27 protein-coding genes are annotated in these 26,196 nt (G+C 67.1%); 11 read left to right on the plus strand and 16 right to left on the minus strand.

Features of this window, described 5'->3' with window-relative positions; all coding sequences use genetic code 11:
• Positions 1 to 155: 155 nt before the first annotated feature.
• Together IGS68_RS06110 and IGS68_RS06115 are read left to right on the plus strand one after the other, a co-directional pair.
• Positions 156 to 344 carry a hypothetical protein gene (locus tag IGS68_RS06110; RefSeq protein WP_201078133.1) on the plus strand — a complete coding sequence of 63 codons (189 nt, stop codon included), beginning with the start codon at positions 156 to 158 and terminating at the stop codon, positions 342 to 344.
• 87 nt (positions 345 to 431) lie between these two features.
• Positions 432 to 1,379 (plus strand): Rpn family recombination-promoting nuclease/putative transposase, encoded by a 948-nt coding sequence (locus tag IGS68_RS06115; protein ID WP_201078134.1) that lies wholly within the window; start codon positions 432 to 434, stop codon positions 1,377 to 1,379.
• Positions 1,380 to 1,385: 6 nt separating this feature from the next.
• On the opposite strand, the gene IGS68_RS06120 is transcribed toward IGS68_RS06115, so the two are convergent.
• Positions 1,386 to 2,588, minus strand: coding sequence for a Bcr/CflA family multidrug efflux MFS transporter (locus IGS68_RS06120; protein ID WP_247881197.1), 1,203 nt, complete (start codon positions 2,586 to 2,588; stop codon positions 1,386 to 1,388).
• Between the two features lie 100 nt (positions 2,589 to 2,688).
• Here IGS68_RS06120 and IGS68_RS06125 point away from each other — a divergent pair, with 100 nt between their 5' ends.
• Positions 2,689 to 3,315 (plus strand): trimeric intracellular cation channel family protein, encoded by a 627-nt coding sequence (locus tag IGS68_RS06125; RefSeq protein WP_247881198.1) that lies wholly within the window; start codon positions 2,689 to 2,691, stop codon positions 3,313 to 3,315.
• Here the strand turns inward: IGS68_RS06125 and IGS68_RS06130 are convergent.
• From IGS68_RS06130 to IGS68_RS06165, 8 genes are all read right to left on the minus strand, one after another.
• Positions 3,309 to 5,246: a sigma-54-dependent Fis family transcriptional regulator gene (locus IGS68_RS06130; RefSeq protein ID WP_201078136.1), complete on the minus strand. Its 1,938-nt coding sequence runs from the start codon at positions 5,244 to 5,246 to the stop codon at positions 3,309 to 3,311. The genes IGS68_RS06125 and IGS68_RS06130 overlap by 7 nt on opposite strands.
• A 233-nt stretch (positions 5,247 to 5,479) precedes the next feature.
• Positions 5,480 to 7,117: a molecular chaperone GroEL gene (gene groEL, locus IGS68_RS06135; protein WP_201078137.1), complete on the minus strand. Its 1,638-nt coding sequence runs from the start codon at positions 7,115 to 7,117 to the stop codon at positions 5,480 to 5,482.
• On the minus strand, positions 7,105 to 7,908 hold the full coding sequence (locus IGS68_RS06140) for a metal-sulfur cluster assembly factor (RefSeq protein WP_201078138.1): 804 nt from the start codon (positions 7,906 to 7,908) through the stop codon (positions 7,105 to 7,107). The genes groEL and IGS68_RS06140 overlap by 13 nt, the downstream gene beginning before the upstream one ends.
• A 5-nt stretch (positions 7,909 to 7,913) precedes the next feature.
• Positions 7,914 to 8,972 (minus strand): amidohydrolase family protein, encoded by a 1,059-nt coding sequence (locus IGS68_RS06145; RefSeq protein WP_201078140.1) that lies wholly within the window; start codon positions 8,970 to 8,972, stop codon positions 7,914 to 7,916.
• Positions 8,973 to 9,013: 41 nt separating this feature from the next.
• Entirely contained in the window at positions 9,014 to 9,370 is a 357-nt protein-coding gene (locus IGS68_RS06150) for an MmoB/DmpM family protein (protein WP_201078142.1), read from the minus strand.
• A 31-nt stretch (positions 9,371 to 9,401) separates the two neighbouring features.
• The gene (locus IGS68_RS06155; protein ID WP_201078143.1) at positions 9,402 to 10,523 is read right to left on the minus strand and encodes an aromatic/alkene monooxygenase hydroxylase subunit beta; all 1,122 of its coding nucleotides are present in this window, start codon (positions 10,521 to 10,523) and stop codon (positions 9,402 to 9,404) included.
• 41 nt (positions 10,524 to 10,564) lie between these two features.
• Positions 10,565 to 11,623, minus strand: coding sequence for an NADH:ubiquinone reductase (Na(+)-transporting) subunit F (locus IGS68_RS06160; RefSeq protein WP_201078145.1), 1,059 nt, complete (start codon positions 11,621 to 11,623; stop codon positions 10,565 to 10,567).
• Between the two features lie 85 nt (positions 11,624 to 11,708).
• Entirely contained in the window at positions 11,709 to 13,373 is a 1,665-nt protein-coding gene (locus IGS68_RS06165; protein WP_201078147.1) for an aromatic/alkene/methane monooxygenase hydroxylase/oxygenase subunit alpha, read from the minus strand.
• Between the two features lie 511 nt (positions 13,374 to 13,884).
• Between IGS68_RS06165 and IGS68_RS06170 the strand changes: the two genes are divergently transcribed.
• Positions 13,885 to 14,340, plus strand: coding sequence for a hypothetical protein (locus IGS68_RS06170; RefSeq protein ID WP_201078149.1), 456 nt, complete (start codon positions 13,885 to 13,887; stop codon positions 14,338 to 14,340).
• An 8-nt stretch (positions 14,341 to 14,348) separates the two neighbouring features.
• Here the strand turns inward: IGS68_RS06170 and IGS68_RS06175 are convergent, their stop codons facing one another.
• Genes IGS68_RS06175 through IGS68_RS06190 form a run of 4 tightly spaced genes read right to left on the minus strand, consistent with a single transcriptional unit; the run spans position 14,349 to position 16,171 of the window.
• Entirely contained in the window at positions 14,349 to 14,531 is a 183-nt protein-coding gene (locus tag IGS68_RS06175; protein ID WP_201078151.1) for a hypothetical protein, read from the minus strand.
• Between the two features lie 35 nt (positions 14,532 to 14,566).
• Positions 14,567 to 14,869: a hypothetical protein gene (locus tag IGS68_RS06180; RefSeq protein ID WP_201078153.1), complete on the minus strand. Its 303-nt coding sequence runs from the start codon at positions 14,867 to 14,869 to the stop codon at positions 14,567 to 14,569.
• Entirely contained in the window at positions 14,859 to 15,101 is a 243-nt protein-coding gene (locus tag IGS68_RS06185; protein ID WP_201078160.1) for a CDGSH iron-sulfur domain-containing protein, read from the minus strand. The genes IGS68_RS06180 and IGS68_RS06185 overlap by 11 nt, the downstream gene beginning before the upstream one ends.
• A 26-nt stretch (positions 15,102 to 15,127) precedes the next feature.
• The gene (locus tag IGS68_RS06190) at positions 15,128 to 16,171 is read right to left on the minus strand and encodes an NAD(P)-dependent alcohol dehydrogenase (RefSeq protein WP_201078161.1); all 1,044 of its coding nucleotides are present in this window, start codon (positions 16,169 to 16,171) and stop codon (positions 15,128 to 15,130) included.
• A 212-nt stretch (positions 16,172 to 16,383) separates the two neighbouring features.
• Here IGS68_RS06190 and IGS68_RS06195 point away from each other — a divergent pair, with 212 nt between their 5' ends.
• Positions 16,384 to 18,225 (plus strand): sigma-54-dependent Fis family transcriptional regulator, encoded by a 1,842-nt coding sequence (locus IGS68_RS06195; protein WP_201078162.1) that lies wholly within the window; start codon positions 16,384 to 16,386, stop codon positions 18,223 to 18,225.
• A 45-nt stretch (positions 18,226 to 18,270) separates the two neighbouring features.
• Here IGS68_RS06195 and IGS68_RS06200 read toward each other — a convergent pair whose 3' ends face one another.
• Positions 18,271 to 19,698, minus strand: coding sequence for a GntP family permease (locus tag IGS68_RS06200; protein WP_201078163.1), 1,428 nt, complete (start codon positions 19,696 to 19,698; stop codon positions 18,271 to 18,273).
• Positions 19,699 to 19,945: 247 nt separating this feature from the next.
• Between IGS68_RS06200 and IGS68_RS06205 the strand changes: the two genes are divergently transcribed.
• The 4 genes from IGS68_RS06205 (at position 19,946) to IGS68_RS06220 (ending at position 22,188) form a co-directional block, all read left to right on the plus strand.
• Positions 19,946 to 20,158, plus strand: a complete 213-nt coding sequence (locus IGS68_RS06205; protein WP_206379351.1) for an RNA polymerase sigma factor region1.1 domain-containing protein — start codon at positions 19,946 to 19,948, stop codon at positions 20,156 to 20,158.
• Between the two features lie 114 nt (positions 20,159 to 20,272).
• Complete coding sequence (locus IGS68_RS06210) at positions 20,273 to 20,614, plus strand: hypothetical protein (RefSeq protein WP_201078165.1); 342 nt, start codon at positions 20,273 to 20,275, stop codon at positions 20,612 to 20,614.
• 61 nt (positions 20,615 to 20,675) lie between these two features.
• On the plus strand, positions 20,676 to 21,692 hold the full coding sequence (locus IGS68_RS06215) for a Tim44 domain-containing protein (RefSeq protein WP_201078167.1): 1,017 nt from the start codon (positions 20,676 to 20,678) through the stop codon (positions 21,690 to 21,692).
• Between the two features lie 154 nt (positions 21,693 to 21,846).
• Positions 21,847 to 22,188 carry a Gas vesicle protein V gene (locus tag IGS68_RS06220; RefSeq protein WP_201078169.1) on the plus strand — a complete coding sequence of 114 codons (342 nt, stop codon included), beginning with the start codon at positions 21,847 to 21,849 and terminating at the stop codon, positions 22,186 to 22,188.
• A gap of 100 nt (positions 22,189 to 22,288) precedes the next feature.
• Here IGS68_RS06220 and IGS68_RS06225 read toward each other — a convergent pair whose 3' ends face one another.
• The gene (locus IGS68_RS06225; protein ID WP_201078171.1) at positions 22,289 to 23,398 is read right to left on the minus strand and encodes an S-(hydroxymethyl)glutathione dehydrogenase/class III alcohol dehydrogenase; all 1,110 of its coding nucleotides are present in this window, start codon (positions 23,396 to 23,398) and stop codon (positions 22,289 to 22,291) included.
• 85 nt (positions 23,399 to 23,483) lie between these two features.
• The gene (locus tag IGS68_RS06230) at positions 23,484 to 24,068 is read right to left on the minus strand and encodes an NADPH-dependent FMN reductase (RefSeq protein ID WP_201078173.1); all 585 of its coding nucleotides are present in this window, start codon (positions 24,066 to 24,068) and stop codon (positions 23,484 to 23,486) included.
• 274 nt (positions 24,069 to 24,342) lie between these two features.
• On the opposite strand from IGS68_RS06230, the gene IGS68_RS06235 reads away from it, so the two are divergent.
• Both IGS68_RS06235 and IGS68_RS06240 read left to right on the plus strand, forming a co-directional pair.
• Entirely contained in the window at positions 24,343 to 24,990 is a 648-nt protein-coding gene (locus tag IGS68_RS06235) for a sugar transferase (RefSeq protein ID WP_201078175.1), read from the plus strand.
• Positions 24,991 to 25,315: 325 nt separating this feature from the next.
• Entirely contained in the window at positions 25,316 to 26,179 is an 864-nt protein-coding gene (locus IGS68_RS06240) for a quinoprotein relay system zinc metallohydrolase 2 (protein ID WP_247881199.1), read from the plus strand.
• Positions 26,180 to 26,196: the final 17 nt, after the last annotated feature.

The raw sequence follows: 26,196 nt of genomic DNA on the forward strand, positions 1-26,196 counted from the left end.
GGGTTCCGCCGGGTTTGCGTTACCTGTCCGCGAAATGCAACGCTGCCTCGCTGTTCTGGTATACAAAATACCTAATGCCGCATTTGACATTCGGAGCAGTCCGGGACCATACTTGCTGCACTGCACAAACGGACTTCCAAGACAGGACTTATCCAATGCTTACCGAAGCCACCGCCAACATCGTGACCCTGCTCGCCCTGATCGCCATCGTCCACTTCGCCGTGACCGCCGTGATCGCGCGTAAGCTGACCCGCGACGAACTGGCCGAGGGCGGCGTCAAGGGTGTCGGCAGCGCGAACTTCAACGGCCGGCCCGCCAACGACGGCGTCCGCAAGGCCGCCTGACGCACGGCGACATGCCGCATTGCCGGTTGAATGCGGGCGCCTTCAAGTGGCGCCGTCATTCCACCGCATGCGGACGGTCGGCTTCCGATGGGCCAGCAGCATGATCTCCTGTTCCGGGCCCTGCTGGACGATCCGGTCCGGGCCGGCATCCTGATCCGCGACTACCTGCCGGCCGACATCGCCGCCCGCCTGGGCGACGAGCCGCCGGTGCCGCTGGACGGCAGCTTCGTCGACCGGACGCTGACCCCCAGCTGGGTCGACCGCCTGTTCTCGGTCCGGCTGCGCGACGGCGGCACGCTGCTGATCTACGTGCTGCTGGAGCACAAGAGCCATGCCGATCCCCGGACCCCGCTCCAGGTGCTGGGCTACCTGGTCGACATCTGGGAGAGCTTCGTCGGCGACGACGCCTCCAGGATGCGCCGGCTGCCGCCGATCGTCCCGCTGGTGTTCTATCACGGGCGGGGACCGTGGACGGTGCCGACCTCGGTCGTCGACGTCATCGGTGCCGACGAGGGCCTACGCGACCTGCTGCACGACTTCCGCTACGTCGTCTGCAACATCGTCCCCATTCCCGACGACCAGCTCTCCTCCGACCCGGAGGTCCGGGCGGCGCTGCTGCCGCTCAAGTACGTCTACCGCCAGCCCGATCCGGAAATGCTGCTGGAGGCGGTGCTGTCGGGCCTGCGCGAGGGCTCGCCCCTGGCGCGGAAAGTGCTGTACTATATGCTGGAGATGTACCCGCGGATCTCCGTCGACATGATGCGGACGGTGAACGCCAGGGTCAGGCCGGACCGGGAGCAGGACATGGTATCGCTCGCTGCGCAGCAATGGCTGGAAGAGGGTCATGCCAAGGGCGTGATCGAGGGCAAGGCGGAGAGTATCCGCATTGCCCTCGAAACCCGATTCGGATCGATCCCGCCCGCCATGGAGGAAAGGCTTCGAAGAACTCCCTTCGAACAGCTTGACCTAATCCTGAGGCGTTCCTTGACGGCGGAATCGCTCGATGCCGTCTTCCCGGACGATCATCTCCACTGATCGTCGTCACGTCCGCGCCGGAAGCGCCAGCGCCGCCAGGGCGCAGCAGATGCCCATGGCCCCGATCACCAGGACCATCGGCCCGGGCGTTCCGTCCGACAGCCAGCCGACCAGGGCGCTCGCCGCGGCTCCCACGCCGAATTGTATCGTCCCGGCAAGGCCCGACGCCGCGCCGGCCATGCCGGGCACGACCGACATGGCGCCCGCCATGGAGTTGGCGCCGACCAGACCCAGCATGGCGAGATAGAAGAACAGCGGCACGGCGACACCCGCCAGCCCGAAGCTTCCGGTGGCGCCCAGAGCCGCCAGGACGATACCCGACGCGGCGCAGCCAAGGGCTCCGTAGCGCAGCGCGCGGTCGGAGCCGACCGCCAGGACCAGCCGGCGGTTCACCAGGTTGAAGATCATCATGCCGACGACATTGACGCCGAACAGCAGGCCATAGGACTGCGGCGATATCCCGAAATACTCGATATAGACGAACGGCGTCCCGGCGATGTAGCTGAACATGCCGCCGGTGAAGAAGGCGCCGGCCAGCGAGTAGGCCAGGTATGACCTGTCGCCGAGCAGGCGCAGGTAGCCCGACAGCATGGCGCCGATGCCGACCCGCCGGCGCGCCGCCGGCGCCAGGCTTTCCGGTATCGAGAAAAGCGCCAGCAGCACCGCGAGCCCGAAGGCCGCCAGCCCCCAGAAGATCGCGCGCCAGCCGAGCAGCACAAGGATCTGGCCGCCCAGCAGCGGCGCCACCATCGGCGCCACGCCCATGATCAGCATCATCAGCGACAGCATGCGCGCCGCCTGGTCCTGGGGGAACAGGTCGCGCACCATGGCGCGGGCCAGGACGGGGGCGGCGCAGGCGCCGAACGCCTGGGCGAAACGCCACAGCACAAGGTGGTCGGCGTCGGTGGTCAGCGCGCAGCCGAAGCTGGCGGCGATGTAGATCAGGATGCCGACGGTGATCGGCCCGCGCCGGCCGAACCGATCGCCCAGCGGTCCCCAGACCAGTTGCCCTGAGCCGAAGCCCAGGAAGAAACTGGACAGCGAAAGCTGGACCGATGCCGGGGAGGCGGCGAGGCTCCGGCCGATCTCCGGCAAGGCCGGGAGATACATGTCGATGGCCAACGGGGCGAACGCCATCAGCGAGCTGAGGACGATCGCGAGCCAATGGGGATTGACGGGCCTGGCCCGTCCTGCGGACAGCGATGTCATTGAGTCTTCCGCGTCGCGGGGATATGTCCGCCCAGCTTCGCACCCTTGGGCATGCCTGTATAGAAGGTGGAGCCCCAACCATCGGCATGGGAGACTCGCGTTGGACCAATGGATCGCCTGGCTCGACCTCTGCGGCGTCGCCGTCTTCGCGGCCAGCGGCGCGCTGACGGCGTCGCGCAAGCAGATGGATGTCGTCGGGTTCTGCCTGATCGCCACCGTGACGGGGATCGGCGGCGGCACCATGCGCGACCTGTTGCTGGGGCAGGGGGCGGTCTACTGGATCTCGGCGCCGGAATACGTGATGACCTGCATCGGCGTCGGGGTGCTGCTGTTCTTCACGGCACCCTACCTCGAATCGCGCTACAAGGCCCTGCTCTGGGCCGATGCCGCCGGGCTGGCGCTGTTCTGCGTGACCGGGGCGGAGAAGGCGTTGGCCGCCGGGGCGCCGCTGCCGGTCGCCGTGATCCTGGGCGTCATGACGGCCACCTTCGGCGGCATCATCCGCGACGTGCTGTGCGCCGAGGTGCCGCTGATCCTGCGCAAGGAGATCTACGCGACCGCAGCGGCGGCCGGCGCCCTGGTCTATCTTCTGCTGATCCTGGCGGAAGCGGGCGCCCTGTGGTCGCAGGCGGCGGGTTTCCTGACCGCTTTCGGAACCCGCGCCATCGGAATCGCCTTCGGGGTTTCGCTGCCGGTCTACAGGGCGCGCCCCGGCCGGGATTACTGATACCGCTCCAGCCCGTACTGCTCCATCTTGCGGTACAGGGTCGTCCGGGAAATACCCAGCTCGCGGGCCGCGCTGGTCAGGTTGCCGGTATGGGCGGCGATGGTGGCCTCGATCGCCTGGCGTTCCAGCCGGTCGAGCCGGTGCCCGGCCGCCGGTTCGGCGGGGGCCGGCACGATGTCGGGCGGCAGGTCCGCCAGCGTGACGGTCTCCTCGTCGCTCATCAGCAGAAGGCTTTCGACCACGTTCCGCAGTTCGCGCACGTTGCCGGGCCAGGAGTGGCGGCGCAGCGCGTCCATCACGGCCGGCTCGAAGCGCTTGGGCGTCAGGCCGTGGCGGCGGGCGAGCAGGTCGTTGAAATGGGGCACCAGGAGGTCGGTGTCGCCGGCACGGTCGCGGAGCGGCGGGATCCGGACCGTCGTCACGCTGATCCGGTAATAGAGGTCCTGCCGGAACCGCCCCGCGGCGACCTCGTCGCGCAGGTTGCGGTTGGTCATGGCGATCAGGCGGACATCGACGTGCCGCGGCTCGCTGTCGCCGACCCGGTAGACGATGCCCTCCTCCAGGACGCGCAGCAGGTATGGCTGGAGGTCCAGCGGCAGCTCGCCGATCTCGTCCAGGCACAGGGTGCCGCCATGCGCCAGTTCGAAGCGGCCGAGCCGACCTTCCGTTGCCGCCCCGGTGAAGGCGCCGCGCACATAGCCGAACAGCTCGCTGGCGACCAGTTCCTTGGAGACGGCGCCGCAGTTGAAGGCGACGAAGGGATCTGACGGCGACGCGGCACCCTCGCCGTGGATGGCGCGGGCGAACAGCTCCTTGCCGGTGCCGGTCTCCCCCTCGATCAGCACGGGCGCCCGCCGGCCCGCCAGCCTGCGGGCCCGGTCGATGGCGTCGCGGACGGAGGGACTGGAGCCGACGATGGCGGCGAAGCTGCCGCGCCGGGCGTCGCCCTCGTGGCGCGGCCCCGCCGACTTGGCCGTGCGCCGGGGTTTCGCCGGGATGACCAGGAGGGCGCCCAGGGTTTCGCCGTCGACCGTAAGCGGCTTGGTCCACTCGGCCGGCCAGCACGACGGGTCGAGGCTGGCGACCCTGGACTCCTTGTCGAGCACCACCCGGGCAGGGCCGGTGCCGTGCTCCAGCAAGCCGCGGGCGCGTTCGCTCATGTGCAGGACGCGACCCTTCCGGTCCACCGCGATGATGCCGTCCTCGACCCAGGTCGGCAGCTTGGCGACGCAGGCCTCCAGCAGCTTCACGCGCTCCTGCCGCGCCTGGTCGGCCATGGCCCATTCGACCTGGCGGGCGGCGACGACGGCCAGGGCGAGGTTGTGGCGCTGGAAGGTCTGGCGGGGGCCGGAGATGTCGAGCAGTCCGACAAGCGAGCCGTCGATCGGGTCTCGGATGGGCGCCGCGGCGCAGGTCCAGGACTTGACCCCGGCACAGAAATGCTCGGTCGCATGGACCAGGACCGGCTGCCGGGTGACCAGCGCGGTCCCGATGCCGTTCGTCCCGGCCACCGATTCGTGCCAGGCCCCGCCGGGTTCCAGATGGATCTCGCGGCCGGCTTCCAGGGTCGCGCGGTCGCCGACGGTGGTCAGGACGACGCCTTCGGGATCGGTGACCAGCATGATCGACCCGGTGCCGATGAACAGGTCCACCGCCTCGGCAAGGGTCCCGGCCGCCGCCGTCAGCAGGTCGCGGTTACGGATGCGGAGATGGTGCAGCCCGTCGTCCCGGACTGCCAGGGGAGCGCTGGAACCATGAGCATTCACGCCGCTCTCGAGGCTGCGCCGCCAGGAATTGACGACCACGTTCCGGACCGGCGGATGGCTGTCGACGCCGGCCAGGAAATCCTCCCATGCCCGCATGATCGACGCCTCATCGGCATGGGCAGCGGCACGGGGCGGCATCGCCGCTCCGATTCCCGTCTTGGGCATGTATTCACACTCCCTCGCCCGGATCCTATTATTAGTGCTCAGACGGCGCGGTCCGGAACATGGAGTTTACACTGCGCACAGTCTTTGGGTAACGATAAAGTTCGGGTGATCTCTTCTTACGATCTCCTTCGGCTTCACCGCCCACCGCAAGATTGACGCACGGGACCGGCGGTCAGCCCCGTGCGTCGCACCCCCGGCCGGCAGGTAGCGGCGGATCTCACTGCCAACCAAGCCTATTCGCGTCCAAACTTCTCCGCTCCGGCACCGAGCGCCGGTCCGGCCGTGGGATCGGACATGTCGGGCCTGTCCGCGATCAGCGTGTGCGTGTTCAGGATCAGGCACGCGGCGGACGAGGCGTTGCGCACCGCCGTCGTGGTGACCTTGACCGGGTCGGTGATGCCGGCCTCTATCAGGTCGGTGAACTGGCCGGTCCGCGCGTCGAACCCGGTGCCCCGGGGCGCCTCGGCCACGCGGGCCACGATGTCGTTCGCCGCGAGGCCGCAGTTCTCGGCGATGCAGCCGAGCGGTGCCGCAAGCGCGCGCTGGAACAGCCGCACCCCGTCGCGGATGCCGCCCGAGGTCTGGTCCGCAAGCCCGTCCAGGGCGGAAGCTGCCTGGATCAGGGCCGTGCCGCCGCCGGGCACGACGCCTTCCTCCAGGGCCGCGCGGGCGGCGTTGAGGCTGTCGTCGAGCAGCTGGACCCGGCGCTTCTGCTCCGCGGGGGTGGCGCCGCCGGCCAGGATGGTGGCTGTGCCGCCGGTCAGCTTGGCGAGCCGTTCGGTGTATTTGTCCCGCTCGATGTTGGGCGGAGCCGCGTCGAACTGGCGCTGCACCTGGGCGCGGCGGGCGCGGATCAGCTCGGGATCGCCGTGGCCGCGGATCAGGGAGGTGAAGCTCTGGCCGACCCGGACCTGGTCGGCGCTTCCCAGGTCCTCCAGGGTGACCTGTTCCAGCCGGCCGCCGAGATCGCGGGCGATGACCCGTCCGCCGGTCAGGATCGCGATGTCCTCCAGCATGGCCTTCCGCCAGTGGCCGAATTCCGGCGGGTTCACCGCGACCGCCAGGCCCGCGCCGTTGCGGCGCATGCCCATCAGGGTAACGACGACCTCCGGGGCCAGTTCGTCGGCGATGATCAGCAGCGGATGGCCGGTAGCGGAGACCTCCGTCAGGATATGGGCGATCTGGTCGGGCGAGGAGATCCGCTGGTCGGTGATCAGGATGTGCGGATCGTCCAGGATGGCCCGCATGGTCTCCACGTCGGTGACCATGTGGTGGGAGATGTAGCCCCGGTCGAACGACATGCCCTCGACGACTTCCAGGGTCGTCTCGATGCCGGGGCCGAACGTCACCTCGACGATGCCGTCGCTTCCCACCCGGCGCAGCGCCTCGGCGACCAGATGCCCCAGCGCCGGGTCGGTCGCGGCGATGGTGGCGACCGCTTCCAGCTGCGTGTGGCCAGAGAGAGGCTTGGCGGACTTCCGCAGCGCTTCGATGACCGCTCCCGCTGCCCGGTCGATGCCGGCGACCAGATCGACCGGGCTGCCCTGGTTTTCCAGGACCTTCAGCCCGCCCTGGATCAGCGCGTTGGCCAGCACGGTGGCGGTGGTGGTGCCGTCGCCGGCGATCTCGTTGGTCTGTTTGGAGACCTCCCGCACCACCTGGGCGCCCATGTTCTCGAACCGGCATTCCAGCTCGACCTCGTCGGCGATGCTGACACCGTCCCGGGAGACGATCGGCGTGCCGATGGGCCGGTCGATGATCGCGTTCATGCCCTTGGGGCCGAGGGTGCCCTGGACCGCCAGGGTCAGCTTCTCGACGCCCCGGCCGAGGGCGGCGCGCGCTTCGGCGCGGTGGAGCATCATTTTCGGCATCCGTCGTTCCCTCCCGTGTTCCCTGTTGCCACCCGGCCGGCGATGAAGTCGGCCAGGGTGGGCTCCCCGTCCGGCGCGGGGTCGTGATAGCGGGCCTGGAGCAGGCCCCGGCAGAGATGCCCGTTGAACTCCGTGTTGATCCGGACCCGCCGAAGCACCGACAGGTATTCGGCGAAGTTCCGGGGGTCGATCGGTTCGCCCTGCGCCGTCGTGAAGGCGGCGTCGCCGGGGCCGCCGAACTCGCGGCGGATTTCCAGGTAGCGGCGGCACTGGCGGGCGACCTCGGCGTCGTCGATCGCCAGCGTCGCCAGGCGCGGGCAGTCGAGGTCGAGGATCGACGGGACCGTCCATCCCCGGTCGAGCAGGTAACGGATCACCGCCTCCTGCCGGCGCTGGAACGCCTTGATCCGGAAGGTCCGGCGCAGGTCGTCCAGGTCCTCGTCGGCCGCCTCGTCGCTGAAGGTCGACTTGAACGAGCGGCCTTGGGCCAGCCCCTCGTTGATCGTGTCGGAATACATGTGGTCGCGCAGGTCGACCAGGACCTGCCGGACCCAGGGGAGGGCGGAGACGGCGACGCGCATGTCGTCGGCCATCAGGAAGGCGAAGTTGGCGGCGCACCAGTATGTCGGCAGCCGGAACCCGATATGGACGCGGTCCTCCGCGTCCACCTCGACCTCCGTGACGAAGCGGAGCTCCGTCACGGATTCGTCGAGTTCGGGGTCCGTCACCGCAGCCAGGCTCGCCCACACCTCCGCCACGCGGGGGTCGCCCGAGGTGACGTGGGGTGTCATGGGCGTCAGTCTCCCAGGACTTCGGCGACCTGCGCCATGGTCTGTTCCCCGGCATGGGCCGGCGCCGTCCCGCTCAGCCTGGCCTTGTGGGCCGGCACGTCGATGTCGTAGAGCTTCGCGGCGTTGAGCCCCAGGATCTTCCGCTTGGCATCCAGGTTCAGATCGACGCCCTTGTCCTTCTTGATGGTGTCGGGAAGCTCGTGCGCCATGAACTTCTCGACCATCCACTTGGGCGACCAGATCGCGTAGTCGCTGCCGTAGAGCAGCCGGTCGGGGCCGAGCCAGAACAGCAGCTCGGAGATCACCTGGTTGAAGTAGTCGGGCCGGCTGTGGATGAAGGGCAGGGCGACCGCCAACCCGCCGTAGACGTTCGGCTCCTGCACCGCGATCCAGCAGAAATCGTCCAGGCGCGGCAGGCCGCAATGCTCGACGATGAAGTTCAGCTCGGGGAAGCTGGTCGCCGCGTCGTCGATGTCGGCCACGTCGAAGGCGTCGCGGTTCAGGGGCAGGATGGTCGGGCCCTTGTGGACGTGGATGTTCTTCACGCCCAGCTTGACGCACTCGGCCATGTAGCGCTGGGCCCATTCGTCGGTCAGCTTCCAGCCCTTGCTGGCCCCCTTCCATTCCGCCGTGTAGAGCTTGACGCCCTTGATCTTGTACTTCTCGACCAGTTCGTGCAGCGCCTCGATGCCCGCCTCGCCGTCGCGCGGGTCCCAGGCGCCGTTGAGGATGAAGCGGTCGGGATACTTCTCCTTCAGGACGGCGTTCTGCTCCGTCGTGTTGAAGCCGTTGACGTAGAAGTCCTTCAGGTATGTCGGCTGGAAGATCGCCATGTCGTCGTAGCCCTCGACGAACAGGTCGTTGTACATGGTCTCCGCGCCGTACTTGTCGAACTTCTCCTTGGGCCAGACATAATCCTTGGGGCTCAGCGCGGTATGGTAGCCGTAGAAGCAGTCGATGAACTGCGCGCCGTGGACGTTCTTCTGGTTCTCCTTGCTGCCGTCCCACAGGTGGGTGTGGCCGTCGATGATGAAGATTTCCTCGCCTTCCGCCGTCTTGAACATCGTTTCCTCCGCCGATCGGTTCTTGATTGGATCTTGTCGGGTCAGGTGTATTCGAGCGCGTCGTCCATGTTGCCGAACAGCATGACCGTGTTGTCGTCGATCATGACCATGCGGCCGTAATGGGTGGAGGTGGAGATCTCGAACAGGTGCGGGGTCATCTCGCGGCCCAGCGCCTCGCTGATCTCGTCCATCTTGAATTCCATCCTGCCTTCGCCGTCGATGCGGATCATGGCCGGCATGTAGGTCACCTTGATGCCCGGCTTGCTCTCCATCACCTCGGCGATGCAGCGCGCCTCGACGCTGTCGTTCATGGTGACGCCGCACTGGTGCGAGATCGTGTGCTCGAAGGTCAGGTCCTGCATGGGCTTGAAGATGTTGAAGTCATGGGCGACGCTCATGGCTCTTTTCTCCTCTCTCGATCCGGGGTTTTCAGGCGTCGGCGGCCGGCTGGGCGGGGGCGGCGGCCGGCGCGATCGCGACGGCGGCGGGCACTTCGATGCCGATCTCGGCACAGATGGCCCTGAGGCGGTTGGACGAGGCCGCGAAGGCGTCGGTGAACTGGGCCGCCTTGACGCGCGGCTGCGACCAGACCGGCTGCAACTGGTTCGCCGCCTTGACGCACAGGGCGCCGTGCTTCTCCAGCCAGCCTTCCATGACCTTGCGGTTCGCCTCGCCGTGCTCGGCGTCCTGGGCCAACAGGTGGAACAGCTCGACCGTGTTGGCCAGGTTCTGCTCGTAGTCGGCCTCGGCCGCGGACACCACGGCGGGGGTCGCGAAATCGTTCTGGGCGGCGGCCAGCTGCATGACGAAGCCGCTGCGGAACAGCTCGGCGACCAGCGGCTCGAACACGACGTTGGTCGCGAAATACTGCTCCAGGTAGTCCTCGGCGCCCATGACGGCCTCGGTCGCCTCGCGGGCACCCTGCCAGACCGGATCCTCGAGCCAGTGGGTCTTGCCGGCCGTCGCGTCGAAGACGGGCAGGTCCATGCCGATCTCGCTCAGGTACAGCGTCAGGTCCTGGGCGAAGCGCAGCTTGTAGGACGAGTTGGTCAGGATCGCGTTGTTGACCATCTGCGTGTAGCCGTAGCGCTGGGCATGCATGGTGGCCTTGCCCAACCCGTACTCCGCATGCTTGTAGGCGCCGACATGGTCCTGGAGGATCTTGACCCAGCGCTGATCGAAGCGCGACGGGGCGCCCGACTTGCGGGCATTGTCCACGACGTTCTTGATCATGCCCTCGATGGTGGACTGGCGCTGGTAATGGGTCCGCTCCCATTCCTGGTCGGGCGCGCGGAACTTGTGCCAGTCCGACGACTGGAGCTTGGTCCAGCCCTTGTAGTAGGTCGGCGTCCCGTCGGCGAAGGAGATGATCCAGTTCTGGAGCAGGTAGCGTTCCGGATCGGGCTGGACGTCTACCGTCATGTCCTCGTAATGGGTCGCCTTGCGTCCCTTCGGTTCATAGTAATTGTACTTGCGGCTGTCCCATCCCGGGAACTTCTTCGCGCCGGCGGCGCCGGACTTGACTTCCGTTTCCTGAACCTGTGCCGTCATTTTTGTTTTCCTCCCCGTTTGCGAATGTTGTCGGACGGCCCTCACCGGAGGGCCGGCGTGAACTTGTCGAAATAGATGCGGTCCGGCTCGACGCCGCCGACCTGGAGCACCGGCAGCAGGGCGTCGATCATCGGCGGCGGCCCGCAGGAGTAGACGTCGATGTCGGAGGCGTCGCCGAGGGTACCGAGATGCCGGCGCACCACCTCGTGGATGAAGCCGGTCTCGCCCGTCCAGCCGTCCTCGGGCGCCGCGTCGGACAGCGCCGGGATGAAGCGGAAGTCGGGCAGGCGTTCGCTCAGTTCGGCGAAACGGTCGAGGTAGAATAGGTCGCGGGCCTGGCGGGCGCCGTAGAAGAAGCGGATCGGCCGGGCAGGCTCGCCGCATCCGATCTGGTCCTGGAGGATCGACCACAGCGGCGACATGCCCGAGCCGCCTCCCACCAGCACCATCGGGCCGGAGCGGTTCTCGCGCCGCAGGCAGGTACCGAACGGGCCGCGCAGCATCAGGCTGTCCCCGGCCTTGAGACTCCCGTCGAGCTGGGCCGAGAAGGCGCCCTGGGCGTACTTCTTGATGATGAAGTGCGGGTGGTGGGGGTCGCTGGGCGGGTTCGCCATCGAGAAGGAGCGCGTGATACCCTTGCCCGGGATGGTGACGTCGACATACTGGCCGGCCCAGAACTTCAGCGGCTGCTCGATCTCCAGTTCCAGGCGGAAGATGTCGTGGGTCAGCGGGACGATGGCGGTCAGCCTGGCCGCGAAGTCCTTGACCGCGATCGAACGGGACAGCAGGTCCTCGTCATAGTTCAGCAGCTCGACCTCGATGTCGCTGTAGGCCAGCGTGCGGCAGAGCAGGATATGGTTGGTGTCGCGGTCCATCTCGGACAGCGCGAACGTTGAATACTTCAGAAGTTCGACGTCACCGTCGACCAGCACGCATTTGCAGCTTGAGCATTGTCCTTCCTTGCAGCCGTGCATCAGCGAGATGCCCTGGCGGAACGCGGCATCGAGAACGGTTTCCCCTTCCTCGACTTCCATCTCGATGCCGGCGGGCTGCAACAGGACCGTGTGGACCGCGCGGGCGGCCAACGGGTTCTGGGTCATGTGCGTTTCCCCTGGACGAAGATCTGGCGGTATCGGGCGGAAGTCGGGGAGCGCCTTGGCGGCGCTCCCCTGTCCCGGCCGGACGTCAGATCCGATGGACCTTGAAGCCCTTCTTGTACTCGGCGACGTGCTTCTCGCGCTGTTCGGGAGTCATCTCGCGGAGCGTGATCAGGGGGCTCTTGATCTCGTAGCCGCGCACATGGTCCAGGGTCCACATGTCCTTCTCGTCGAACGACAGGTGGGGCTGGGCGATCAGGGTCTTACCGTCGGGACGGACGAAGCCCATGTCCTTGATCGCGTCGGCCAGGTCCCAGCCATGGTACATGCTCTCCCACTCGCGATGGCCGCTGAAACGGCCCATGGCGGGGGTCGGCCGACCTTCGTACTCGCCCTGGAAGGCGACCTTGTGGGTCCAGCGGTCCACCTCGTGGCCGTAGGTGTAGATCTGGCCGTCCACCTCGTCCACCACCATGTCCTCGCGGATCAGGCAGGGCACCAGGTTGGACCAGCAGCGGTGCGGATAGACGTAGCCGGTGTCCACGAAGGTGATCGGCGGGTTGCCGGGCTTGCTGAGCTTGGCGTAGTTCTCCCACCAGGCGCCGAACTCGTCGTACCAGCCGGGATACTTGTGCTCGAACCACTCGAAGTCGCGCTCGGTCATGGCCTCGATGCGCCAGAAGTTGGCCCACCAGCCGGCGGAGAAGAACTGGGCGACCTTGTGGACGTAGTTCTTCTTGACGATCCGGTCGAACGCCTCGTGGACGTCGTCATGGTGGATCTTGATGCCGTACTTCTCCAGCGGCAGCATGTAGGTCCGGTAGTAGTCCTCGAAGATCCAGCGGTGCCACAGCTCCGCGTAGCTCTCCTTGTTCTTGTCGCGGTTCGTGGTGCCGTACTCGATGATGGTGCCGATGGCGGCGTCCACGATCGCGTGGTTCTGCCAGAACGCGTATTTGAGATCGCGCTCCAGGAGCTGGTGGTTGTCGGGATTGTTGAGGATCGACATCAGCAGCGAGTGGCCGTTGCCGATGTGCCGGCTCTCGTCCGACTGGACCGACAGGAACACGGTCGGCAGGGCGTAGTCGCCGTTCCGCGCCGCTTCGGACGGCATCGCGACGAACAGGGTGTTGGTGAAGGCCGTCTCGGCGACGACGGTCAGGTAGATGTTGGCGGCGGTGATCGCGTCGCCGGTCACGAATGCCTCGCCGAACTGACGGCCGATGGTGGTGGCGTAGCACTTGCCGAACGCCGCCTCGGTGATGTCGAACCCGGCCGGGTCGATGTAGTTCTCCATGTACCACTTCTTCAGGTTCATCTGGATGGTCGAGTGCCTGAACTCGTCGACCATCTGCATGGTGAACCCGGTGCGCAGGTCATCGCCCGGCGCCAGCCGGCCGACCATCGCCATGGAGCGCGCGGCCGAGATCTCGGGGAAGGGGATGATCGCCAGGAACAGCTTCATCCATTCGACCCAGCGGGGCTCCACGTTGCGGAACATGTCGCCGCGCAACGCCGCGTCGAGCGCGCCGTAGACCCGGTTGTCCTTCTCTTCCTGCATGGGGAAGTACGACCGCAGGACCTGCTTCATGGGGTCCTTGGGCGCCTTGGAGATCTTGTAGTCCGTCGGGAAGGTCATGGCTTCCTGGACATAGGACGGGGTCCAGCCCAAGTCCGCGACCCGGCGCGCCGCCTCGCCGATGCTGATGCCCTTCTGAGCGATGATCTTGTTGAGCGTCAAACCGTCAGGCATGGTTTACTCCCTGGAATTCGTTGGCTGGAATCTCGTTGCCGACATTTCGTATAACGACAGGTTTCCGCCTTGGCCGGCTCTTCGGGCCGGCTTGAGTTCAGTCCGGGATGGCGATCCATGACGTTCCGGAGCGTGGCATGCGCTCAGGGTGCAGAAATTTTCCGCCGTGCTGCTGTCATGTCCGTTTCCCCGCACTACTTCCTTGTTTATTGCACTGCGTCATGGGCGGTGCTTTGTTGTGCTTGTGATAGTCAGCAAAGGCCGTGCCAATTCTTGGGGGCCTCGAAGCTCCTTGAAAATACTGGCTTGGGGAGCCTTTTCCCGAACTGATCTGTGGTCATTGTTTACTTATGGGACGTTCAGGCCTGCTGGAGTGTTTCAAAACGGGCCGACGTGGACGGTTGTGGGAATTTGATTAGTTCGCGTCATGCGACAGTATGTCGTTCCCGGTGATCCGGATTGTTCTCTGGAGCGCTCCGCAACGCCATGCTACTTTTTTGGCACGGCGAATATGCCGGACCTGGAATACGACGGCGGGATGACGATGACTGGTGGAAGCTTCGGCCAAGTTACCGGCAGCGAGCGTGAAGTGATCCTTGCCGCCATACACGAGCTCGGAGTTCGCATGGACCGGCGTTTCGAGCAGATGGACCGGCGTTTTGAGCAGGTGGACCGGCGTTTCGAGCAGGTGGACCGGCGCTTCGAGCAGGTGGACAAGCGCTTGGAAAAGATCGATGAGCATTCCAAGCAGATGGACAGGCAGTTGGATCGGACGGACATGCGCGTCGAGACGCTTGAAACCGAGGTCAGCGGGATCAAGTCCGAGATGAAAGTCTTGAGCAAAGGTGTCCTCGCGCTCCAATTGTCGATGAAGCACCTGCCGAGCTACTGGCACATGTATGTCGCGCTGACGGGGCTGGTCGTGACCGTTTACAGCCTCATGCGCTTCGCCATGCCGAGCCACTGATCGAGGCGCTATTTCTTCGCCGCCTCCTCCGGTTTCGCCTTCTTCTCCGCGATGTAGCGGGCGCCTAGGATCAGGGCGCCCATGGTGAAGTCCTCGCCGTGGGCGGCGATCATTTCCTGTGACAGGTCGGCGAGCCGTTTGAAGAACTCGTCCTTGGAAGCATCCTCGGCCGATGCGGCTGAAGTGGTCATGGTGTCGGAACTCCGTTTTTCGTTCTGTCCAGCGTTCAGTGCGGTTCGTTCAGCCGGTGGACGATGTCTTCCAGCTTGAGGATCAGGGCCTCGCGTTCAGCCTCGATCTTCTTCGTCTGCTCGATGGCGTCGCGGTGCTCCCGTTCCAGCTCGGCCAGCCGGGCCGACAGTTCGGGAGTGGGCTCCGCCGCCAGATCCTGGCGGCAGCGCGACAGCTCGAACTCCACCCCGGCGCGCCGGCCCTCCCGCGTGAGCTGGGCCGAGTTCAGCTCGGTCAGCTTGGCGACGATGGCGTAGCGCTCGGCCATCAGGGTCTGGAACGCGTCGTCAGAGGTCATTGTGATGGCCGTCGCAGAGCGGCGGGTTGGCGGTGCGCTTGCAGCCGCACAGGAAGACCGTCCCGGTGCCGGGCGCCCTCCAACCCATCGGGCTGATCCCCGTGCCGGCGTGGGAGCCGTCGCAGATCGGCTGGGTGGCGCTGCGTCCGCACCGGCACCAGAAGACCAGATCGCCTTCCTCGACCTCCCACTCGTACGGGCCGGCCTGGGCGACTTCGGGTTCGAAACCCATGGCGATCTCCTCCGGGTATGTGGGCCTCAGGGTATCAGGACGGCGCGGCCCTTGACCTTGCCATGGTGCAGGTCGTGCAGCGCCTCGTTGGCCTGCTCCAGCCGGTATTCGCGGGTCGCCAGCTTGACCAGGCCGCGGTCGGCCAGCGCCATCAGCTCCACCAGTTCGGGATAAGTGCCGACCAGGTTGCCGACGATGGTCTTCTCCGACGTGATCATCTCGATCGTCGGGATCTCCACTTTCCCGCCGTAGCCGACGATGTAATAGAAGCCGGCGTTGCGGGTCATGGCGAGGCCCTTCTCGACCGCGTCGCCCTCCCCGACGAAGTCGATCACCGCTTCGGCCCCGCGTCCGCCGGTCAGAGCCAGGATCTGCTCGACCTCGGTGCCGTCGGACTTCACCAGATGATGCGCGCCGCATTCCTTCGCGAGGTTCAGCGCCATGTCCGAGCGGTCCACCGCGATGATTTCCGCGGCGCACAGGGCCGCCAGCACCTGGACGCCGATATGGCCCAGGCCGCCGACGCCGATCACGACGGCGTACTCGCCGGGCAGCAGGTGGCGCGACGCCTTCTTGGCGGCCCGGTAGGCGGTCAGGCCGGCGTCGGTATAGGGGGCGACGTCCTTCGGCGTCAGGCTGGACGGCAGCTTGATCAGGGACCGGACGCCGGTCAGCAGGTACTCGGCGTAGCCGCCGTTGGCGTTGATGCCGGGGAACTTGCTGTCGGTCGCGTGCATGTCGTCGCCGCGCCGGCAGGCGAGGCAGTGGCCGCTGGTCACCAAGGGGTGGCAGATGACGGGGTCGCCGACCTTGATGCCCTCGACGCCCTTGCCGACCTCCTCGACCCATCCGGCGTTCTCGTGGCCCATGATGTAGGGAAGCTGGACATCGACCTTGCTGCGCCAGATCCCCTCGACGATGTGCAGGTCGGTCCGGCAGACGCCCGCGCCGCCGATGCGCACGATCACGTCGGTGGTCTTCTCGATCTTCGGATCGGGAACCTCCTCGTACCGGACGAATTGCGGGCTGGTCAGCGACGGGTCGAATTCGTAAAGCACGGCCGCCTTCATGGATGAGCCTCCCCGTTTGTGATTCGGTCGATGTTCCGGTCCTCGTCGGGACCGGTACCCTGGAGGCAATGGGCGTGCCAGGGACGGGAGCGGCGGGAATCCGCGGCATTCTCCGGAATTGCCCCGAATTGCGTGTTTACATAATCAACGCCTGCTCACACCTTGGCTGTGCAAGACTTGAACATAACAGGTCGTCAGGGGAGGAACGGGACATGGGATCGCTCTCGCCCGCGGAGCGCCTGAGGCAGGCGCGCATCGTGCTCCAGGACCGGGGGATCGCCTCGCCGGACCTGCTCGCCCCGGAGATCCGGCAATCCTGGGACCGCTGCCTTGAGGCCGGGCTCGAGCCGCACCGCTCGCCGGAGCTTCTCTACGCCGCCGGCAGCGTGCTGGACGAGGCGCGGGAGCGGCACGAGCTGACCCGACGGCTGGCGCTGGCCGAGATGCACAACCTCTATCACCAGATCTCCGGCTCGAATTTCATGATCGCGTTGGGCGACCCCGCGGGCATGGTGCTGGACACCATCACGGACGATACCTTCCGCACCACGGCCGACGCCAAGAATATCCGGGCCGGCGGGCTGTGGGGCGAGCTTCACCAGGGCACCAACGCCCTGGGGCTGGCGGCGGCCATGCGGGCGCCGGTGACGGTCCACGGCCCGGAGCATTTCTTCACCACCTATGGCGGATTGACCTGCAACGCGGCGCCGATCTTCGGCCCGAATGGCGAGATCGCCGCCGTGCTGGACGCGTCGAGCGACTGCCGGTCGCGCCAGCGGCACACCATGGCGCTGGTGAAGATGTCGGTCCGCCAGATCGAGAACGGGCTGTTCCGCGAGGCGTACCGGGACCAACTCGTCCTGATCTTCCACACCAGGGCCGAGTATCTGCGTACCCTGAGCGCCGGCCTGCTGGCGGTGGACGGGGAGGGCAGGGTCCTGGCGGCCAACCGGCAGGCGCAGTTCTTCCTCCAGGGGCTGCCGGCCCGACCCGGGCACCATTTCGCGGAACTGTTCCGGACCGGCTTCCACCGGTTCCTGGACGAGGGGCATCGCCGGGACCGTGTGCGGCTGGAGGACCACGAGGGCAGCAGCTACGTCGTGGCGATCGACAACCTGCGCCATGCCTGCCCGATCCATGCGCGCAAGGACCGGACGACGCCCGGCGCCCAGGCCGGCTTCATCGCCGAGGACCCTGCGGTCAGGGCGGCGATGCGGCAGGTGTCCGGTGCCGCGGCGCGGGGGGTGCCGATCCTGATCCGGGGGGCCACGGGGACTGGCAAGGAACTGATGGCCCGCCACGCCCATGCCGCCAGCGGCCGTTCCGGCGCCTTCGTGCCGGTGAACTGCGCGGCGCTGCCGGAGAGCCTGGTGGAGGCCGAACTGTTCGGCCATGCGGAGGGCGCCTTCACGGGGGCCCGCCGGGGCGGCGCCCGGGGGCTGGTCGTCGAGGCGGACGGGGGCACCCTGTTCCTGGACGAGATCGGCGACATGCCGCTGCCGGTGCAGGGAAGCCTGCTGCGGCTGCTCGATGACTGGACGGTCCGTCCGGTCGGCGGCGGGACCCGCAGGAAGGTGGATCTCCAACTCGTCGCCGCGACCAACGTGGATCTGGCGGAGGCCGTGGGCGCAGGGCGCTTCCGGGCCGACCTGTTCTACCGGCTCGACATGATGGAGGTGGAACTGCCGCCGCTGGCCGGGCGATCCGATTTCGCCGCCATCGCCCGCCACCTGCTGCGGACGATCGATCCCGGCTGCGCCATCACGGACGAGGCGTTGGAAGCGCTGGCCGGGCGACCCTGGCCCGGCAACATCCGCGAACTGCGCGGGGCGCTGACCCGGCTCGCCATCGCGGTCGGGGAGCGGGGCCTGATCGATGCCGACCATGTCGGCGCTGCCCGGACCGCTCCCGCGCCGTCACCCTCGACGCTGGAGCGGGCGGTGATCGACCGCGTCGTGGCGACCTGGGAGCAGACCGGCGGCAACGTCGCCGAAACCGCCCGCCGCCTGGGCGTCACCCGGAACACCGTCTACAAGAAGCTCCGGAATCGCTGAGCGTCCGGGAAGGGGCGGCGTCCCGCCGCCCCTTCGGCGACCTCGTCAGAACGAGCCGAACATGGTGCCCAGCACGATCACGGTGATCAGCGACGTCACCGGTATGGCGACCGCGACCATCAGGATATCCACGTAGGACTGCCGATGGGTCAGTTTGCAGATCGCCAGCAGCGTGATGACGGCGCCGTTGTGGGGCAGGGCGTCGAAACCGCCCGACGAGATGGCGGTGATCCGGTGCAGCAGTTCCGGGCTGATGCCCGCCGCCTGTCCGAGCTCGGCATAGGTGCTGCCGAGCGTCTCCAGCGCGATGCTCATGCCGCCCGAGGCCGAGCCGGTGACGCCGGCCAGCACGTTGACCGCGACCGCCAGCGAGATCAGCGGGTTGTCCGGCGACAGGTTGAGCACGAAGTCGCGCAGGATGGTGAAGGCGGCCAGCGAGGCGATGACGGCGCCGTAGCCGACTTCCGAGGCCGTGTTGAAGATCGGCAGCAGGGAGCCCAGGCTGCCCTCGTTGATCGAGGTGACGACCCGGTCGCGCAGGACGCGCCAGTTCAGCGCGACGACGGCCACGCTGCTGACGATCAGGGCGATGATGATGGCCCAGGTGCCCTGGACCCGGTCGACGGTGGTCGAGCCGTATTTCGGTTCCGCCAGGTAGCCGGTGTCCCAGGTCGGGATGAGGAAGTTGGTGAAGACGTAGTTGAGCGCGATGACCAGCACGATCGGCAGCACGGCGATGAGGAACCCGGGGGCGGCGACCTCGTCCCGGTCGATCGCCATGGCGCCGGCCGAGCGGGGGCGCGGTTCCGGGCGGGGATCGTCGGCATGGTTGCCGTAGCCCTCGCCGGCGGCATGGGCGCGGTGGTGGCGCCAGGTCAGCCATGCGGTGCCGCCGACCAGCATGATCGCGGCGGCGATCAGTCCGAGTCCGGGGGCGGCGAAGGCGTCGGTGCCGAAATAGGGCATCGGGATCAGGTTCTGGATCGCCGGGGTGCCGGGCAGCGCCGTCATGGTGAAGGTGAACGAGCCCAGCGCGATGGCACCGGGGATCAGGCGCTTGGGAATCCCGGCCTCGCGGAACAGGGCCACGGCGATCGGGTAGACCGCGAAGGCGACGACGAACAGCGAGACGCCGCCATAGGTCAGGATCCCGCAGGCCAGGACCACCGCCAGGATGGAGCGTTCGGCCCCCAGCTTCTCGACGATTCCATGGGCGATCGCGCGCGCGGACCCGCTGTCGTCCATCAGCTTGCCGAACAGGGCGCCGAGCAGGAACAGCGGGAAGTACGTGGTCACGAACCGGCCCGCCGAGGTCATGAAGACCTGCGTATATGTGGCCAGCAGCGGCAGATCGCCGGCGAAAAGAACGGCCATGGCGGCAAGCAAAGGCGCAAGCACGAGAACCGTGATGCCTCTGTATGCCAGATACATAAGCAGTACCAAGGATAGTATGATGCCGAAAAGCCCTACCATGGAAGTTTCCTCATATGAAGATTTCTGGCGGTTCTAACCGGTGCGTTGCAGCAAAACAAACGACGCAGGAGTTCGGCTTCTGATCATTTGGCGAGGTTTTATCCGAAGGGATTGCTTTCAAGCATCGCCGCAAGGGAGTTCAGCGGGCGGTTCGAAGTGACGATTCGGCGGCCAAGATGTTGGGCTATGGCGGAACAACCTTGATGGAGGGCCGGCTGTGGCTACTGTCGATCATAGCTTTCCTGTCTTGAGGCTGCTGGATATCGGCAAACGGCAGGGCAACGTCACGATCGCGGAACTCGACAGGTTGCTTCCGATAGGCAGCGTCGACATCAGGGATGCCGACAAGGTCCTCGATACGCTGCGCACCCGTGGGATCAGCATCGTCCTGGCGCGGTCGTCGGCGGCGAACGGGGACTTCAACCTGCTGAACGACGAGCAGGTCATCTACCCGCGCTAGGTCCGGGTGGTCCAGCCGGGACCCTGGAAGTATTCGGCCGTACCTCGGCCGGAAGCATGGGGAGCGGAGCGGCCTCCGGTTAATCTCGGGCGGAGAAATCGGAGCGCCGTCGCCATGCCCCTTCCGCTGCGTCACGCCGTCCCCTGCGCGATCCTGCTCCTGGTGCCGACCGGCGCCTTCGCGCAGGGCGCGATCCCTTACGACACCTACCGCGATTCCCTTGGATCGCCCAACCATACCGGCAACCTGACGCCCCTGCCGGATGACAGGCAACTGCTGGGAACGTCGCCGCCGCCGTCCGACCCGTTCTCCGAACGGGTCCGTCCCGCTCGCGGCTACGGCGAGATCGCCGATATCGGCGCCGGTTTCTGGGAGTGGCGGTCAGATCGGCTGCGCCAGATGCGCGATCCCTCGGGCCGGTCCGGGCTGGCAGGGACCGGTTCGGAGAATCGCTGAAATTCCGGTCACGACCTCCCATATGGGGAAAGCAAAAGAAACAGACCCTAAGAAGCAGGTCATGACCCAGAACAGAAAACCCGGGCGCACCCAGGCGCTCATAGCCCTTGCCGCCGTCCTGACGCTCGTCGCGACGTCGGTCGACGCCCGTCCCGGGCGGAACAGCAATCTCGGCAGCCGGGGCGCCCGGACCTACGAAGCGCCCGCGCCGACCAATACGGCCCCAAGGACGGCCGCCCCGATGGAACGCTCCGCGACGGAACGGCCGACGGCGGGGCAGCCCGGCGCCGCCGCGGGACTCCAGCGTCCGGCAGCCCCGGCCAACCGTGGATTCTTCGGCGGTCTCGCCGGCGGCCTGCTGGGCGCCGGCCTGATCGGCATGCTGCTCGGGGGCGGCTTCTTCGGTGGGCTGGGCGGCTTCGCGTCGATTCTCGGGTTCCTGCTCCAGGTTGCGCTGATCGGCGGGCTGATCTGGCTCGCGGTCCGCTTCTTCAGGAGCCGCAACCAGCCGGCCTATGCCGGAGCCGGCAATCCCGGCGGCCGCGGTCCGCTGGGCCGGGGACCGCTGAACCGCAGCGCCGCACCGGGCGCCGCCTCCGGGGGGCATGCCGGGACCGGCTCCGGGCTTGGAGGCGGCGCGGCGCGGACGGCCAGGACGCCCAAGGGCGTCGACGGCATCGGGATCGGGCCGGCCGATTACGAGGCGTTCGAACGGTTGCTGCGCGAGATCCAGACCGGCTACGGGCGTGAGGACCGCGCCGCCCTGCGGTCGCTGACCACGCCCGAGATGGCCTCCTACTTCGCGGAGGAACTGGACGCCAACGCGGCGCGCGGCGTCGTCAACCGGATCGAGGATGTCCGCCTGCTCCAGGGCGACCTGTCCGAGGCTTGGCGCGAGGGCGCCATCGACTACGCCACGGTCGCCATGCGCTACTCGCTGGTGGATTACACGGTCGACCGGGCCGGCGACTCCGTGGTGGACGGCGACCGGACCAAGCCGACCGAGGCCGTCGAGGTCTGGACCTTCCGGCGCCCCGCCGGCGGCGGCTGGGTCCTGTCGGCGATACAGCAGACGTAAGGTCCGGCTTTCGTTGGCCTTTGGGCCGCCGGTCCATGTTCCGGCGGCCTAAACCGCGTGACCCCGGGGGCAAAGCACCTTACGGTACTCCAGCCGGTCCCATGGGTACACCGGACGGTCCCCGTGTATCGTGGGTCGAATCAGGAGGGAAGCCGTGAGCAAATACGAGGAGCAAGCCTACCGGGTCGGCGGTGGGAAGCCCAATCCCAACGCCAAGCCCAACGTGCCGCTTCTGAAGAGCCAACTCGCCAGATTGAAGCACGATCTCGCACAGTTCATCGCCCGCAAGCCGGACGGCTCGGTGATCGCCCCCCTGAAGGAGCGTATCCGGGAAATGGAGGCGACCATCGCCAGCGCGGAGGCCGAGAACAAGCGGGAAAGGCAATCCGCCCGCAATCCCGAAGATGACGACGATGTCGGCGGCTCGCGCCAGGAGATCAGGTCCACGTCCAGCCGCTTCCCGCCGCGTGGCCGGCCGGGCCGCTCCGGCTACTGAAAGCCGCCTGCCGGAACCCGTACCCCGAATGGGAACGCCCGCGCGTGAAGCCACGCGCGGGCGTTCTTGTCCGTATCGCCGGCCCGACGTCGGCCGGACGTCAGAAGGTGACGACAGAGCGGATCGACTTGCCCTCGTGCATCAGGTCGAAGGTGTCGTTGATCTGGTCCAGCGGCACGACATGGGTGATCAGGTCGTCGATATTGATCTTGCCGTCCATGTACCAGTCGACGATCTTCGGCACGTCGGTCCGTCCGCGCGCACCGCCGAAGGCGCTGCCCTTCCACACGCGGCCGGTCACCAGCTGGAACGGCCGGGTCGAGATCTCGGCGCCCGAGGGGGCGACGCCGATGATGGTCGAGATGCCCCAGCCCTTGTGGCAGCACTCCAATGCTTGGCGCATCGTATTGATGTTGCCGATGCATTCGAAGCTGTAGTCGGCACCGCCCTTGGTCAGGTTGACCAAGTACGGGACGAGGTCGCCTTCGACCTCCTTCGGGTTGACGAAATGCGTCATACCGAACTTCTCGGCCATCTCGCGGCGCGACGGGTTGATGTCGACGCCGACGATCATGTTGGCCCCGACCATCCGGGCGCCCTGGATCACGTTCAGCCCGATGCCGCCCAGGCCGAAGACGACCACGTTGGCGCCGGGATGGACCTTGGCGGTCCAGATCACGGCGCCGAGGCCGGTCGTGACGCCGCAGCCGATGTAGCAGACCTTGTCGAACGGGGCGTCCTCGCGGATCTTGGCCAGCGCGATCTCCGGAGCCACTGTGTAGTTGGCGAAGGTGGAGGTGCCCATGTAGTGCCAGATCGGCTGACCGTTCAGCGAGAACCGGCTGGTGCCGTCGGGCATCACACCGCGGCCCTGGGTCTCGCGGATCGCCTGGCACAGGTTGGTCCGCTGGCTCAGGCAGTATTCGCACTGGCGGCATTCCGGCGTATAGAGCGGAATGACGTGGTCGCCCTTCTTCAGGCTGGTGACCCCCGGCCCGACATCGACCACGACGCCGGCACCCTCGTGGCCCAGGATGCAGGGAAACTTGCCCTCGCTGTCGGCGCCCGAGAGCGTGTAGGCATCGGTATGACAGACGCCGGTGGCCTTGATCTCGACCAGCACTTCACCGGCCCGGGGGCCTTCCAACTGTACTGTCTCAATGCTGAGTGGTTTGCCGGCCTCGAAGGCTACGGCAGCACGTACGTCCATTACAAAGTCCCTCCCAACCGAGACATTTCTTCCCTTGTGCCGCGATCGTTGACCATTCGTCCGGTGAGGTCAATCGTCCAACCGTCTAATGCCTTGATTTAGCACGTTGGTGGTAACGAATGTGATCGGCGAAGGAGGCCAGGAAGGTCTTGAGGAAGTCGATCGTGCCCTGATCGGTCAGCCGTCCCTCCGGATCGAACTTGGAATTGGCCTGCCCGATCATCACTTCGGGCCGATTCAGCACGAATCCGTTCAGGTACGTGAAGAACTGACGCAGGTGGGTCTGCGCGCGCACGGTGCCGAGCACGCCGGGGCTGGCACCCATCATCGCGATGGGCTTCGCGTCGAACGGCTGTTCCGGCGGCCGCGAGGCCCAGTCGATCGCGTTCTTCAGCACCCCGGGCACCGAGTAATTGTACTCCGGAGTCGAGAACAGGATGCCGTCGGCCGCCTTCAGGGCGTCGCGCAGGGCCTGGACCGGTTCCGGGTAACCGTTCCCGGTCCGGACGTCGTCGTTGTAGAGCGGGATGTCGGCGATGTCGAAGATCTCGATCGTCACGCCGGGCGGGGCGAGATCGCGCGCGGCCCGCAGGGCGGCCGTGTTGAGCGACCCTTTGCGCAGGCTGCCGGAAATTCCGACGATACGCAGGGGCGTCTGTTGTTCGGTCATGGAAAAGCTCCTTCGAGTCTCGCGGGGGAAGGGGATCCGGAGGTCCGGCTGCCGTCCGGAAAGCATGGGAGGGGAACGCGGGGCGCCGCGGAACGATCCACGGCCGCGGAGAACAAGATCGCTTCGATCCGCGCGCCCCGCCGGGGTTCCGCCTGTAATCCGGCTCACAGCGCCGCGCGGCCGGTGCGGCTAACGTCCCGCCGACAAGTCCGGAACGACGCTCGACGGGGAGGCCTCAATGTCGGTGATGGAAGCAGGGGATCGGGATGCGGCGATGCCCGCGACGGCGCCGCCGGCCGCCGGGCGGTCGACGCCGTACGGTCCGGCCAAGCGCCTGCTGGACATCGCGGCCGCGGCGATGCTGCTGGGCCTGCTGGCGCCGTTGCTGCTGCTGACCGCGCTGGCGGTGAGGCTGGAGACGGCAGGGCCGGCCCTGTTCAGGCAGCGGCGCTGCGGTGCCGGGGAGGGGACGTTCAGCGCGCTCAAGTTCCGCACCATGCATGTCGATGCCGAAGCCCGCCTCGACAGGCTGCTGGCGGCGGATCCGGTCCTGAGGGGCGAGTACCTGCGGCACCACAAGCTGCATGACGATCCCCGGGTGACCCGGGTCGGCCGCCTGCTCCGGCGGACCAGCCTGGACGAGCTGCCTCAGCTCTGGAACGTGCTGGCGGGCGACATGAGCCTGGTCGGCCCGCGCCCCTACATGCCCCACGAACTGGAGGCCCATCCGGGAGCCCGCGCCGCGATCGCCCGCGTGAAGCCCGGGATCACCGGCCTGTGGCAGGTTTCCGGGCGTCACCGCACGACTTTCGAGGATCGGATCCGGCTCGACCTCGCCTATGTGGAGGGGCGGTCGTTCCGGCAGGACATGGCGATCCTCCGGCGCACCGTCACCGTGATCGTGCGGGCGGACGGCATCTGAGGCGGAGGGGCGCTTACGCCCTTGGTCGTCCGGGGCCGGGATCCGGCGTGGCCAAGGCAGGTTCCGGATCCGCTGGCCGGCCAGCCGGCATCCCCTGGCCCCGAAGGCCGCAGCAATGATCTAACCCTTGCATCGAATCATCTGACTTCTTTCCCCACTCTTCTCGGTATTCTTCGCAGATGCGAAATTCCGCTCTACGGATAGCCGCCTGATCTTTTCGACCATCGAGATGTTTTTCGCGGAGCCGGGATCCACTATCTTGGTCGTCATGAAGGTATCGAGGGCGGCCATCATACTGTTTTGCCTGTCCGGCGCCGAACCCGCGATGGCCGATCCTTTGCGCGTGGAGGAGGTGGCCGCGGGAGTCTTCGTCCATGCCGGGCTGCCGGAATATGCCGAGCGCTCGAACCGCGGCGACGTGGCCAACATGGCGTTCGTCGTCGGGACGCAGGCGGTCGCGGTGATCGACACCGGCAACACGCCCGCCCTGGGCCGGGATCTGCGCGAGGCGATCCGGCAGCGGACGGACTTGCCGATCCGCGTCGTGATCAACACCCACATGCATCCGGACCACGTGTTCGGCAACGGCGCCTTCCTCGACGACCGCCCCGACTTCGTCGCGCATGCCAATTTCCAAGGCGCCCTGATGGCCCGTGCCGATACCTACCAGCGGCGCCTCGAAGAGGAGTTCGGCGAGGAGGCGGCGGCCCGGGCCGTCCTGGTTCCTCCGACCGTGACGGTCGAGGCCACCCACCGGATCGACCTGGGGGGCCGCACCCTGGAGCTGACGGCCCACCCGACCGGCCATACCAACAACGACCTGACGGTGTTCGACGGCGCGACCGGCACGCTGTTCGCGGGCGATCTGGTGTTTCAGGAGAGGCTGCCCACGGTCGACGGCAGCGGGCTCGGCTGGCTCGGCGTGCTCGACGCCCTGGACCGGGTACCGGCCCGGCGGGTCGTGCCGGGCCACGGGCCGGCATCGTCCCCCTGGCCGGAAGGAGCCGAAGACACCCGCCGCTACCTGACCGCGCTGGTCGGCGACATCCGCGCCATCCAGAAGGACGGCGGCACCATCGACCGGGCGTCGGCCGAGGCGGCCGCGTCGGAACGGGGGCGCTGGCGCCTGTTCGACGAGGACAACCCCCGGAACGCGGTGACCGTGTTCGCCGAACTGGAGTGGGAATAAGAAACCTGATCGGAGGA

The organism is Skermanella sp. TT6 (assembly GCF_016653635.2).
Taxonomy (GTDB): domain Bacteria; phylum Pseudomonadota; class Alphaproteobacteria; order Azospirillales; family Azospirillaceae; genus Skermanella; species Skermanella cutis.